The sequence below is a fragment of the Williamsia sp. DF01-3 genome (assembly GCF_023051145.1).
Taxonomy (GTDB): Bacteria; Actinomycetota; Actinomycetes; order Mycobacteriales; family Mycobacteriaceae; genus Williamsia.
In genome coordinates this window covers 4,611,639-4,624,467 of sequence record NZ_JALKFS010000005.1, presented here as the reverse complement: position 1 = coordinate 4,624,467, position 12,829 = coordinate 4,611,639, and the positions used below count along the sequence as shown (strand labels likewise).

General features: G+C 65.6%; 9 protein-coding genes and 1 pseudogene. 7 read left to right on the top strand and 3 right to left on the bottom strand.

The features are described from left to right. The first annotated feature begins 6 nt into the window (after positions 1-6). The 6 genes and pseudogenes from MVA47_RS23710 (at position 7) to MVA47_RS23685 (ending at position 6,627) form a co-directional block, all read left to right on the top strand. Positions 7-1,149, top strand: a complete 1,143-nt coding sequence (locus MVA47_RS23710) for a PLP-dependent cysteine synthase family protein (protein ID WP_247210114.1) — start codon at positions 7-9, stop codon at positions 1,147-1,149. 61 nt (positions 1,150-1,210) lie between these two features. After that, a complete protein-coding gene (locus MVA47_RS23705; RefSeq protein ID WP_023961404.1) occupies positions 1,211-1,879 on the top strand; it encodes an ABC transporter ATP-binding protein in 669 nt (222 codons plus the stop codon). Continuing rightward, positions 1,876-4,415: pseudogene (locus MVA47_RS23700) on the top strand (FtsX-like permease family protein). Before MVA47_RS23705 ends, MVA47_RS23700 begins: the two are co-directional and overlap by 4 nt. Before the next feature lie 140 nt (positions 4,416-4,555). After that, complete coding sequence (locus tag MVA47_RS23695) at positions 4,556-5,404, top strand: endonuclease domain-containing protein (protein WP_247210113.1); 849 nt, start codon at positions 4,556-4,558, stop codon at positions 5,402-5,404. 132 nt (positions 5,405-5,536) lie between these two features. Then, the gene (locus MVA47_RS23690; RefSeq protein WP_023961410.1) at positions 5,537-5,752 is read left to right on the top strand and encodes a hypothetical protein; all 216 of its coding nucleotides are present in this window, start codon (positions 5,537-5,539) and stop codon (positions 5,750-5,752) included. Between the two features lie 32 nt (positions 5,753-5,784). Beyond that, on the top strand, positions 5,785-6,627 hold the full coding sequence (locus tag MVA47_RS23685; RefSeq protein ID WP_247210112.1) for a Clp protease N-terminal domain-containing protein: 843 nt from the start codon (positions 5,785-5,787) through the stop codon (positions 6,625-6,627). Between the two features lie 74 nt (positions 6,628-6,701). Here the strand turns inward: MVA47_RS23685 and MVA47_RS23680 are convergent, their stop codons facing one another. Next, positions 6,702-7,571 carry a 1,4-dihydroxy-2-naphthoate polyprenyltransferase gene (locus MVA47_RS23680; protein ID WP_247210111.1) on the bottom strand — a complete coding sequence of 290 codons (870 nt, stop codon included), beginning with the start codon at positions 7,569-7,571 and terminating at the stop codon, positions 6,702-6,704. A gap of 123 nt (positions 7,572-7,694) precedes the next feature. Between MVA47_RS23680 and MVA47_RS23675 the strand changes: the two genes are divergently transcribed. Then, positions 7,695-10,919, top strand: coding sequence for a BTAD domain-containing putative transcriptional regulator (locus MVA47_RS23675; protein ID WP_247210110.1), 3,225 nt, complete (start codon positions 7,695-7,697; stop codon positions 10,917-10,919). On the opposite strand, the gene MVA47_RS23670 is transcribed toward MVA47_RS23675, so the two are convergent. Together MVA47_RS23670 and MVA47_RS23665 are read right to left on the bottom strand one after the other, a co-directional pair. Further along, positions 10,916-11,740, bottom strand: a complete 825-nt coding sequence (locus MVA47_RS23670) for an ABC transporter permease (RefSeq protein WP_247210109.1) — start codon at positions 11,738-11,740, stop codon at positions 10,916-10,918. The genes MVA47_RS23675 and MVA47_RS23670 overlap by 4 nt on opposite strands. After that, on the bottom strand, positions 11,737-12,720 hold the full coding sequence (locus MVA47_RS23665; protein WP_247210108.1) for an ATP-binding cassette domain-containing protein: 984 nt from the start codon (positions 12,718-12,720) through the stop codon (positions 11,737-11,739). Before MVA47_RS23665 ends, MVA47_RS23670 begins: the two co-directional genes overlap by 4 nt. Positions 12,721-12,829: the final 109 nt, after the last annotated feature.

Here is a 12,829-nt window from a genome sequence, read left to right as displayed (position 1 = left end):
AATGACATGACCTCTGCCGATGGTGCAGCACGCACGCACGACATCGACCGCAGGTCCGACCGCGGATGGGTCGACAATGCCGTGCGGCTGATCGATGCCGACGCCACCCGCAGCGCCGACACCCACCTGCTGCGGTTCCCGCTCCCCGGGTGGTCGCGGTGGGAGGACGGCGCGGGTACGGCAGGGATCTCGCTGTATCTGAAGGACGAGAGCACCCACATCACAGGCTCTCTCAAGCACCGCCTCGCACGGTCGCTCTTCCTGTACGCGCTGTGCAACGGCTGGATCACCGAGGGCACCACGGTGATCGAGGCGTCGTCCGGGTCCACCGCCGTGTCGGAGGCATACTTCGCCCAGCTGATCGGGGTGCCGTTCATCGCGGTGATGCCCAGGACCACGTCGCCGGCGAAGATCGCGCTGATCGAACGGCAGGGCGGCCGTTGCCATTTCGTGGATCGGTCCGACGAGGTCTACTCCGAGGCGCAGCGACTGGCCGACGAGACGAACGGGCACTTCATCGACCAGTTCACGATGGCCGAACGGGCCACCGACTGGCGGGGGAACAACAACATCGCCGAGTCGATCTTCAGTCAGCTGTCGCAGGAAGAACATCCCATCCCGGCCTGGGTGGTGGTCGGGGCGGGCACCGGCGGCACCTCCGCAACGATCGGACGATTCATCCGCTACCGCAGGCACCGCACCTGGTTGTGTGTGGTGGACCCCGAGAACTCGGCCTTCTATCCGGCCTACCGAGATGGCGCGGAACCGCCGGCGGGTGGTGCACGGTCGTCACGTATCGAAGGGATCGGCCGTCCACGGGTGGAACCGTCGTTCATCTCGCAGGTGATCGACCGCATGGTGTCGGTACCGGACGCGGGAAGTATCGCGGCCGCGCGCCGGGCCAGCGACGTGCTCGGGTGGAGAGTCGGCGGATCCACCGGCACCAACCTGTGGGGCGCCCTGCGACTGGTCGCCGAGATGCGGGCGAACAAGCAGGCGGGCAGCGTGGTGACGCTGTTGTGTGATGGCGGTGATCGGTACTCGGGGACCTACTACAACGACGAATGGCTTGCAGGTAACGGACTGGACCTGGGCCGGGCAGAGGGGATTTTGGATGAGTTCTTCGCCTCCGGACAGTGGAGTGAGTGAGCAGGGTCCACACCCCGACCGAAGTGGGGGACACGGCGCGGTTGCCGAACCGCCGAGGCTGATGGTCGAGGCGACCGACCTGGTGCGCGAGTATCAGATGGGCGAGCAGAAGGTGCGCGCCCTCGATGGGCTGAACCTCACCCTCGAAGGCCGTCGTTTCGTCTCGATCGTCGGACCCTCCGGTGCAGGCAAGAGCACACTGCTCCACGTATTGGGGGCGCTGGACGTACCCGACTCCGGAAAGATCGTGGTGGACGGTCTTGATCTCGCCGCCCTGTCCGAGGTCGAGCAGTCCGAGTTCCGGCGGCATCGGGTGGGCTTCATCTTCCAGTTCTTCAACCTGATCCCCACCATGTCGGCGTGGGAGAACGTCGCGCTGCCAAGGCTTCTCGATGGGCGGTCGCTGCGATCGGCGAAGGCCGAATCGATCGCGCTGCTGGACCGGGTCGGTCTGGGCGACAGGGCCAAGCATCGTCCGTCGGAGCTGTCGGGCGGGCAGATGCAACGCGTCGCCATCGCGCGGTCGCTGATCATGAGCCCGCGCATCGTGCTGGCCGACGAACCGACCGGCAACCTCGACTCCCACACGGGCGAATCGATCCTCCAACTGCTGACCGAGGTGGCCCACGAAGGTGACGGGCGCCTGGTGGTGATGGTGACCCACGACAACAAGGCCGCGGCACACGCCGACCAGACGATCACGGTTCGCGACGGAAAGATCGAGGAGTGAGCCGTCTCCCGCTGGTGGGTTCGCTGCTCGCCGGGGCCACTCGTGTCCGGGTCGTCAATCTTCGTGAGCTGCTGGGGCACCGGCTGCGGGTGATCACCTCGCTGATGGTGATCGTCGTGGCCGCCACACTGATGGTCGCGGTGCTCGGAACCTACGGTTCGTTGACCTCGTCGGTGCAGAAGCTCAGCGCCACCATCTCCGGTACCGCCGACCTCGAGGTCGCGGGCATCGTCGACTCCGGTGTCGACGACCAACTGGCGGGGAAATCCGCCGCGACGCCCCGGCGGCCAGAAGTGTTGTCCCACTGGTCAACAGCTCGGTCTTCGTCGACGGCAAGCGAACCACTGTGCTGGGCAGCGACAACAACATCACCGCGCTCAGCGGCGATCTGCGCGACGCCGTGCAGGGCGCCGCGACCAGCGAGGGCACTGACCTCACCACCTTGATGTCGGGTATCAGTGTCGGCAAGGGCACCGGACTGCAGAAGGGGCAGGAGGTCACGATCAACGGGGTGGACACCACCGTCACCATGGTGATCGACGCGCCCGAGGCCCAGACCATCAACGGCGGACGCTTCATCTTCGCGTATCTCGGCCTGGCGCAACAGATCACCGACCACGAGGGCCGAGTCGACTCGATCCTCGTGACCAAGGAGCCGGGCGCCACCACCGACGAGTTACGTGATCAGCTCAAGGGAGTCGTCGACGGGCGCGCGGTGGTGGTCGATCCCGACTTCCGGGCGAAACAGGCAGAGACCGCGGCCTCGGTAACGCGCGATTCCACCCTGCTGGTCTCGCTGATCTCCTTGGTCATCGCCGGCTTCCTGGTGTTCAACACGATGAACATGGCTGTGGCATCGCGTCGTTCGTCCATTGCGATGATCCGCGCGCTGGGCGGGCGGCGTGGACCACTTGTCGCCGACCTCATCGGAGAAGCCGCGCTGTTCGGGTTGGTCGGAGGCCTGATCGGTGTACCGATCGGGATCCTGGCGGGCCGGTGGGCCATCGGCCAATTGCCCGACGTGCTGTCGTCGTACGGAGCGACCGTCGAGTTCTCGCTGCCCGGGTACGCGGCGCCCGCAGCTGTCATAGCCTGTGTGCTCGCCTGTTGTGCGGCAAGTGTTCTGGCGGCGCGGTCGGTGTTCACGGTGTCGCCGATCGAGGCGATGTCGAGCAGTGTCGCGGCCGACCAGCAGTCGGGCCGCGGTATTGCGGCGAAGATCTGTGCGGTACTGGGTGTGGTGCTCATCGTCGCCGGCTGGCTGATGTCCGACGAGATCCAGGGCAGGGCAGTGGTCACGGCCGGGATCGTCTTCTGTATCGGAATGCTATTGGTCTGTTACGCACTCACACCGCCGCTGGTGGCGGCCGTGACCTGGCTGGCCGGGCGGTTCGGTGGGCCGGGCAAGCTCAGTGCGGTCAACACCGAACGCGCGCCGCGTCGCGCCTGGGCCACGTTGATGACGGTTGCGGTGGCGATCACCGTGGGGCTGTGCACCTCTGGCGTGATGAACAACCTGGTGTCGTCGATCACCGGGTCGCTCAGCGGTCTCGCCGACCCGGACTTCTACGTGTCGTCGCAGGAGAAGTCGTCCATTCCCGATGGCCCGGTGATCGATCCAGCGGTCGCCGAGGCGGTGGCTGCGGTGCCCGGCGTCGAGCGGGTGGTCCGAGGTCAGTGGGCCGCGGTCAATGTCGGTGAGTCGCGAGTGTTGTTGCAAGGGTTGGAACCCGAAACTAGTGCACCATTCGTCCGCAAGGCTCGCCCGGAGGTCATCGCCGAGGTGCTGGCCGGACGTGGGATGGTCATGTCGCACACGTTGGCCCGGAACCTGGATGTCGACGCCGGGGACACGGTGGAGATAGCTTCGCCGACGGGTTTCCACCAACTGCCGGTGCTGCAGCTCGTCGACTACGTGAGCATCAACTCCGGGACCGCGGCGATCTCGTCGGACCTGTTGTCGCAGTGGTTCAATCGTCCGGGCGCGACGTTCTTGCAGGTCGATCTGGAGCCCGGGGTGGATCGGGAACAGGTGCGTCCGCTGATCGAGGCGGCGGCCGACGGGGCGACGTCGATGCCCATGAACGTCTACACCGGCCAGGAAGGTCTCGACGCCACCAAGGCGTCCGTCGAACAGTCCGGAGCGTTCGCGATCGCGATCCAGTGGATCGTCGCGGTGGTCGCCGCGGTCGCCTTGCTGAACACCCTGCTGTTGTCGGTGATCGAGCGCAAACGTGAGCTCGGGGTGCTGCGCGCAATGGGTGCCTCGCGGCGTTTCGTCCGCCGCATGGTGTTGGCCGAGGCGGCTGCGGTCGCGGCCGTGGGGTCGCTGCTGGGTGTGGTGATGGGCACCGCTCTGCACGTGGTGGGTAACAAGATCCTCACCGAGACCACCTCGGTCCAGGTGCAGTATTCGCCGCAGATCGTGATCGGCATCTACGTTGTGGTCGCGTTTGTGTTGTGTTTCGCCGGAGCCTTCTTCCCCGCCGCCCGTGCCGGTCGCATGAATATCAGCGAAGCCATCCTCACCGAGTAGCCCTTCCCCAATTTTGGTGGGTTCGGGAGAGCGTTTCCCCAGGTCAGCCTCACCCGTTCCCACCACTTCTGGGTGTCGGGGCTGTGGATAACCCTTGCTGGCCCGAGGTTCTCGTGCGTCAGTCTGTGCAGACTTTCCGCATGGGGGAATTACCGACCGGACCGGCGCGCGCGACGGACCTGCTGACCGTGATGTCGCGGCATGAACTTCGCCTCGAGTATCGCAGTGTCGCGCGGGGCGTGTGGCTCCGAAACGACCAGCCGTTGACGTTTCGAACGCACTCGATCGCGGCCGGCATGGTCCACGAGGACGCCGTGTTGTGCGGTTGGTCAGCAGCCGACTTCTGGGGCAATCCCTTCCGCCCGGACGGCGCACAGCCCGAGATCACGGCGCCGATCGAGGGCAACCGGCGGTATGACGGAATCTGTGTCCGCAGAGTGCAGATCGACCACGATGACATCGTCGACATCGACGGCGTCCGGCTCACCTCGCTTGCCCGCACAGGGATTGACCTCGGGCGATTCAACTCGCGGGAGGATGCCGTATCGGCTTTGGATGGCATGGTTCGTCTGAGGCCGACAATGCTCGACGAGATAAGAGTCGAACTCAAGCGGTGGGAGAACCACTGGGGAATCGGCAAGGCCATCACCGCACTGCGACTTGTGAACCCGCTCGCGGAATCACCGTGGGAGACCCGCCTGCGGCTGATCCTGTGTGACGAGTGTCTGGAGGGGTTCGTTCTGCAGCATGAGGTGATGGGCGGCAGGTATCGCCTCGACATCGCCTGGCCTGGCCTCAAGGTCGCCGTCGAATACGACGGAGCTCATCACCGTGAGAGCGAACAGCACGCACGAGACCTGGAGCGATGGAATCGGCTACGGGCAGCGGGGTGGGTGGTCATCGCGGTCACAGCCCGCAACATCACGGCCGGTCGCGATGAGTTTGTCATTCAGCTTCGGGCTGCACTCGCCTCCCGCGGCTGGCCGTAGCCGAAAGTGGTGGGAAATGGTGATGACGACCTGGGCTTTCTCTCACCCAAACCCACCAAAACCGGGGACCTGGGGCGATTCTTGCGTCAAGAAATGTTGACAACGTTGCGTTGTCAGGATAACTTGACAGTCGTGCAGGAGAACCAAGACGACATCACCACAGCAGTTGCAGATCGCGATCCGGCCAAAGGGCTGGCGGCGGTGCGGGCGCTGCGCACGTTGGCCGACCGGCTCGAAGACGTCCAGGTCGCCAACGCCCGACAACAAGGGTGGAGCTGGCAAGCGATTGCCGACGTACTCCAGGTGAGCCGCCAGGCTGTACACCAAAAACACTTTCGCGGCGAGTAAGAGTCAGCCGCTGCATCAGAGAGCGAGACAACATGCTTCACCAATTCACACGTGACAACAGGACAACCCTGGCTTTTGCGTATCAGGAGGCCGCCGACCTCGGGCACACCACACTCGGCAACGACCACCTCATCCTCGGAATGCTCTGCAATGCAAGGCTTTCCGCCTTCAGCATCCTTGGTGAGCAGGGCTTGACCTTGCCGCAGGCGCGCGAGGTGGTCCGGGCCCATCATGAGGTCAACGCCGCCGATTCCGATCCCGCCAAGGACCGGATCGACGAAGATCGCGATGCCCTTGCTGCCATCGGCATCGACCTCGACAAGGTTCGCGAAGCGGTCAAAGGCGCCTTCGGAGACGACATCACTGACAACTGGGGTAAACGCCGCGGAGGCCGAGGACGACCGGGTGGACCCGAACGTGCCGAGCGGTCAGAGCGCGGCCCGCACGGTCGTCGACACGGTGGGCCCCGGGGCCGACGCGGTGAGGGCGGTCCGTGGGTGCGCCCCGACGTCGACGGCCCTTGGGTGCGACCGGACGGGGAAGGTCCCTTCATCGGGGAGCGCGGACCGTGGCGGGGCGGACCCGGACACGGCGGCCCGGGTCATGACGGACCGGGATATGAAGGACCAGGAGAGGGCGGCCGCGGCCGGCGCGGACCGCGTGGCCGCACTCGCCGACCACAGTTCTCGAAAGACGCCAAGTCGGCGATCACCCATGCGGGCGTCATCGCCCGAGAGGCGAACCGCGACATCACGGCCGAGGACGTCCTGCTGGGCATCCTCGCGACCGGCGACGCCGCATCCACGGCGTTGATCGAGTCGACAACCACGGTCGAGGCCTTGCGGTCAGCACTGCAGCCGGCCTCCGCCAAGTAGTCGATCTTGGTGGGTTCGGGTGGGGGTGACCTGCGGGTTTACTCGCCCGAACCCACCAAAACCGGGGGCCGGGGTCAGCCGATCAGCAGGCCGGCCGCGGTGCCGATGGACCACAGGAGCATCGCCAACCCGGTCAGGGCGAGGGCGGGTATCAGTGCCGGACCTCCGGCGCCGGCCCGGACGGGTGCGTTGGCCTTGACGGCCAGCGGAGCGGCGACCAGTCCGAGCAACGCCCACGGGGTCGCGGCGATGAGCACCAGCGAGATCGCCGACGGAATGACAACGAGGACGGTATGGAACACCCGCGTGCGTTTGTCGCCGAGACGAACCGCGAGGGTGTTCTTGCCCGACACCGTGTCGGTGGGGATGTCGCGGAGATTGTTGGCGACGAGAACGCCGCTCGAGTAACACCCGACCGCAATCGCGCAGAGAAGACCCACCCAGTCGACCGACTCGGCCTGCACGAACTGTGTACCGAGCACTGCGACCAGACCGAAGAAGACGAACACCGCGACCTCACCGAAGCCGCTGTAGCCGTACGGATTACGGCCGCCGGTGTAATACCAGGCCGCTGCGATGCAGGCGAGTCCGATCAGGACGAGCCACCACGCACTGGCGAGGGCCAGTGCCAGACCGGCGACGCCCGCGAGCGCAAACGCCGCGATCGCCGCGGTCTTCACCGACTTCGGGCTCGCCGCTTTCGACCCCACGAGCCGCATCGGGCCCACGCGGTCGTCGTCGGTGCCGCGAATGCCGTCGGAATAGTCGTTGGCGAAGTTCACACCGATGATCAACGCCACCGACACCACCAGTGCGAGCGCGGCCTTCCACCAGATGATCTGGTCGAGCCAGCCGGCGGCTCCGGTGCCGGCGATCACCGGTGCGATCGCGTTCGGGAAGGTGCGGGGTCTGGCTCCTTCGAACCATTGCGCTGCGGTAGCCATGAGAGCATCCTTGCGCACGGGCTCGACCCCGGTGTCCGCCGGACCCACTAGTGTGTAAGAAGCGACCCCGACCTGCAGGTTTGCCGTCGATCTGTTCATCACCAGCGAGGAAATGTGCCGTCAGTGACAGTAGCGCCGATCATCGGACTGCTGGGACCGGTGGCTGTTGCGGATCAAAACGGACAAATGCGACCGGTGCAGGGCATCCGCGCTCGGCGATTGTTGACGGTGCTCGCGCTGATGCCCGGAACCCACCGATCGCAGTCAGCACTGATCGACGGGGTGTGGGGCGACGACTTGCCTCGGTCGCCGCAATCGGCACTCCACACACAGATCTCCAGGCTCCGACCACAACTTCCCGACGGCGCCATCGAGGTCGGGCCGAGGGGTTACCGCCTCACGCTCCCCGCCGATGCAATCGATGTGTTCGCCGCCAGATCTCTCGTCGCCGAGGGGTCGACCGAGGCGCTCGACACCGCGGCGGCACTGTGGCGCGGGGATCCGGGCGAAGACCTCGGTGACGATGACCTGGCCCGCGCCCTCCGCCAGACCGCTGACCGGATCCACGACGACATCGCCGCCTATCGATCACGTAAAGCTCTGGAAGACGGCGACTTCGAGCTGGCTCGCTCGCTCGCCCAGCAACGATGCGACGCTGATCCACTCGATGAGTCCGCCCACACCACCGTGATCCGGGCGCTGGCGGCACTGGGCCGCGACGCCGAGGCACTCGCCGTGTTCGCCCGCATCCGGCGCTCACTGTCCGCCGAATTGGGCGCTGACCCCGGGCCGGAACTCGCTGCGTTGCATCAGCATCTGGTGAGCCGACAGGGAACTGCTCCGTCGCCCGCACGTCGTGCCGCCCCCGTGAGGGCGGTGGGATTGTCGGCCGAACCGAATGAGTTGTTCGGCCGCGCTGCCGATGTCGCGAGGATCTGCCGGCTGTTCGAGACCTCACGCATGGTCACCGTGCAGGGGCCAGGAGGCGCGGGAAAGACGCGTATTGCGAACAAGATCGGGCACATCGTCGCCGGCGACGGCGCCCGTGTCTTCTTCGTCGAATTGGCGTCTGTCCGCGGCGACGACGACGTGCTGGCCGCGGTCGCGGGCACTCTCGGTGTCGGCGAATCCGACGTTGGTCCAGGTGGACGGCCGAGGGTGGCGTACTCAGATCTGCGTGCGCGGCTCGCCGACGCCCTGACCGCGGACACCCTGGTCATCCTCGACAACTGTGAGCACGTCGTCGACGCCGCCGCGCGCATCGCGAGCGAGTTGATCGCGGCGGCAGACGGGGTACGGATCCTGGCGACCAGCAGATCGCCGTTGCGGGTCAGCAGTGAGGTCGTCCATCAGCTCCCGACCCTCGATGTCGGCGAGAAGGGCTCGGCCGCAACGGATCTGTTCGTCGCCCGTGCACATGCGATCCGCCCGGATGTGGCGATCGACCTCAGTGAGGTCGCGGCACTCTGCCGTGCGCTGGACGGTCTGCCGCTCGCGATCGAACTGGCCGCCGCCAGGGTGAGAACGATGACCGTCGGCGAAGTCTCCCAGAGATTGACCGATCGTTTTGCGCTGCTGAGTGCGGGTAGTCGCTCGTCGCCACTGCGTCATCGCACCTTGCACGCGGTGATCGAGTGGAGCTGGGAGCTACTCGACCACGCGGCGCAGGTTGCCCTGCGTCGACTGTGCCGGTTCCCCGGTGGTTTCTCGCGTGAAGCGGCCTCGGAACTGGTGGGAGCAGGCGGTTTCGAGCTCGACGATGTTCTCGATGCGCTTGTCGACCAGTCCCTGCTGCACGTGGTGGAGAACGGTGGCGTTCGCTATCGCATGCTCGAGACCGTCCGGGAGTTCGGCGAAGAACAGATCGCTGCGGCCGGCGAAGAGGCCCAGGTCAATTCGGCGATCGCTCGGTGGGCCCGAAAGTTTTCCGAAGACGTCCGGGAGCCGTTCGAGAACGGGCGGCAACCGGTGGCGTTGAAGGCGATCGCTGCTGAGGCCGACAATCTGGTGTGGGTGCTGCGTCGCTGCATGGAGCCCGAGCCGCATGACCGCCCCGATGCCGCGGAATTGACTGTGGTGACCTGCTTTCCCGTGCTCGCCGGCTATTGGGCCATCCGTGGTCTGCACGCCGAGGTGATGATGTGGGGTCCGCGTGTGGTCGCGGCCCTGCCCGCAGAGACGCCTGCGGAGATCGCGGCGATGTCCGACTTCGAGCGCGAGAACCGCCAGGCCACCTACATTCTCGCGGCAGCACATCTGTTGATGTCCCGACATCTGCGGTCGCTTGCTGTCGCACGAACCCGGCTTCGGCGACTTCTTGATCCCGAGTTGTCGAATCGTCGTCCGATGGACTTCGCGTCGGCGATTGCAACCGCCCACCACCCGTTGTCCGCGCTGCGGATGTTGGTCATCGGCAGGGACAGTCCCAACCCACGCGTTCAGATACTGGCGGCGGTGTTGCGGGTGAACGTCCGAGAGAACGTGGGCGACCGCGAGGGTGCCATGCGCGACGCCGTCGAGAACCTGGCCCTCACCGAGGAGCGAAACGACTTGTGGATGGCCGCGGCGTCCAGGATGGAGATCGGAAGTCTCTACGGTCAGGTCGGTGACTTCGACGCGGCGCTCGACAGTTATTTCAAGGCAATTCATCTGCTGAACGAGATCGGGTCCGAGCAGGACAGTATGCAGGCGCGAGGGTACGTGGTGGCCGCTCTGATCGGATCTGGCCGGATCGACGAAGCCCGGGCGGAGTTCGCCGATCTCTCCGACGGCTGGCAGCCCAGTGACCCCGACCCGCAACTGCATCCGGAGGTCTCTGCCGGCATCCTCATCGCGGCGGCTGAGCTCGAGGTCTACGACCACAGGACCACCTCGGCGGCGAACCTGTACGAGCGCGCAGTTCGGCTGTTGCTGAGCGAACATCCCATGCCGGCGCAAGATCCGTTTGTTGCCATGATCATCAGTACGGCGGTGTGCGGTATGGCGGTCAACGGCGCCGTCGACCGCGCCACTCCGTACCTCGTTGATCTCGCGAAGATCGTCGACCACATGGTTGGGCCCAGTGGAATGGGTGACCTACCGCAAATGGGTTCGGTTGCACTGGGATGCGGGGTGTTGACATGCCTGCGCAGGCCCGGTTCACCGGACGGGGTGAGGCTGTTGCACCTGGCCGTACGGCTGGGTGGACGCCGCGATTTCCCCACACTCGCGTCAGCGATGGACCGTCGATTCGAGATGTCCGGTGTCTGCGACGACGAGTGGCGATCGGGTGAGGCGGCGGTTGCCACGATGTCCCGCAGGCAAGCCGTGCGGGACATCGTGGCAATCATCAAGAGGCTCAACGTCTAGGCGTTGCGCATGTACGACTTCACCGTGAGTGGAGCCATGATCACGATGATGATGGCGGCACCCACGAGTGACCAGACGACGTGCATGCCGACATGTCCGTTGTTGGTCAGTTCGCGGACCGCGCTGACCAGGTGCGAGATGGGGTTGACGTTGACGAAGGACTGCATCCAGCCGGGCATGGTCTCCGGCTGGACGAAGGCGTTCGACATGAAGGTCAGCGGGAACAGGATGAGCATGGAGATACCCTGTACGGCAGAGGCTTTCTTCATGATGGTGCCCATGAACGCGAAGATCCACGACACCGCGAAGCTGCAGGTGATGACGAGCAGGGTCGCACCGAGCACGCCCAGGGCGTCTGGTCGCCAGCCCATCGCGATGCCCACCACAAACGTGATCACGGTGGCGATCAGGTAGCGGACGACGTCGGCGAGAAGTGCACCCGCCAAAGGGCTTATCCGAGCGATCGGGAGCGACCGGAAGCGGTCGAAGACACCTTTGTCCATGTCTTCACGTAGCTGGGTGCCGGTGACGATGCTGGTGACGATCACCGTCTGCACCAGGATGCCGGGAATGATGATCGGCAGGTAGTCGTGCACGCTGCCGGCGAGGGCGCCGCCGAAGATGTAGGTGAACATCAGGGTGAAGATGATCGGTTGCAGCACAACGTCGAACAGTTGCTCGGGGTTGTGGCGGATCTTGAGCAGACCGCGGTAGCCCATCGTGAACGACTGCCTGACGGCGTCGGCGACGCTGACCGATCGGACGGGGACGGTGGTGTTGGTGGGTGCGGTGGTGATGGGTTTGTCGATGAGTGTGGTCATGCGGCTTGCTCCTCGGAAGTGGGGTCGGCGGGTTTGCCGGTGATGGTGAGGAAGACCTCGTCGAGACTTGGCTTCTGGACGTTCAGCCCTTCGATCGCGATGCCCTCCTCGCGCAACGCGATGAGGACGTCGGGCAGAAGATCCGGGCGGTCCATGGGGGCGGTGATCCGTCCGGCTTCCGCGCTGAGCGTGGCCGGTTCGGACAGGATTCTCTCGATGAGCGCGGCTGCGGCCGGGGCCATCGACTTGTCGGCGGGTGTCAGTTGCAGGGTGGACGACCCGACCGAGCTCTTCAGCTCGTCCGCCGTGCCATCGGCGATCACCCGCCCGTGGTCGATCACCGCGATGCGGTCGGCGAGTTGGTCGGCCTCGTCGAGGTATTGGGTGGTGAGCAGCACTGTGCTCCCACCGGCGACGAGACGCCGGATGGTGTCCCACATCTGTGCGCGGGTACGCGGGTCGAGACCGGTGGTCGGTTCATCGAGGAAGAGCAGTGGGGGAGTGGCTATCAGGCTTGCAGCGAGGTCGAGTCGCCGACGCATCCCGCCCGAGAACTGTTTGAGTGGTCGTTTGGCGGCGTCGGTGAGTCCGAACTCCTCGAGCAGGTCGTGGGCCCGTTGCCGCGACGCCCGGCGACTGTTGCCGAGCAGGCGACCGAAGACGATGAGGTTCTCGGTGGCGGAAAGGTCTTCGTCGACCGACGCGTACTGGCCGGTGACGCCGACCAGAGAGCGTACGGCGACCGAGTCGGCGGTCACGTCGTACCCGAATATCTTCGCCTGGCCCTCGTCGGGCTTGAGGAGGGTGGCGAGCATACGCACGGTGGTGGTCTTGCCTGCTCCGTTGGGGCCAAGGACTCCGTAGACCGATCCGGTGGGAACCACCAGATCGACGCCATCGACGGCCTTGGTGGAACCGAAGTGTTTGACCAATCCGCGGGCCTCGATGGCCGGCGCATCGGTGTGCAGTGGTGTGTTCATGGAACAGACTCTGCGCCGACGCGCTGTCGTGGCCCTTACACCGGCTGTCGTGGGCTGCCAGGTGCTGTCGTGAGTTCACCACCCGGCAGCAAGACAGTCAGGTATTACA

What these genes read in the sequence shown, in the direction of transcription:
- MVA47_RS23665 (WP_247210108.1), bottom strand. Translation starts at nt 12,720, where the DNA reads ATGAACACACCACTGCACACCGATGCGCCGGCCATCGAGGCCCGCGGA.
- MVA47_RS23705 (WP_023961404.1), top strand. Translation starts at nt 1,211, where the DNA reads ATGGTCGAGGCGACCGACCTGGTGCGCGAGTATCAGATGGGCGAGCAG.
- MVA47_RS23685 (WP_247210112.1), top strand. Translation starts at nt 5,785, where the DNA reads ATGCTTCACCAATTCACACGTGACAACAGGACAACCCTGGCTTTTGCG.
- MVA47_RS23670 (WP_247210109.1), bottom strand. Translation starts at nt 11,740, where the DNA reads ATGACCACACTCATCGACAAACCCATCACCACCGCACCCACCAACACC.
- MVA47_RS23710 (WP_247210114.1), top strand. Translation starts at nt 7, where the DNA reads ATGACCTCTGCCGATGGTGCAGCACGCACGCACGACATCGACCGCAGG.
- MVA47_RS23695 (WP_247210113.1), top strand. Translation starts at nt 4,556, where the DNA reads ATGGGGGAATTACCGACCGGACCGGCGCGCGCGACGGACCTGCTGACC.
- MVA47_RS23680 (WP_247210111.1), bottom strand. Translation starts at nt 7,571, where the DNA reads ATGGCTACCGCAGCGCAATGGTTCGAAGGAGCCAGACCCCGCACCTTC.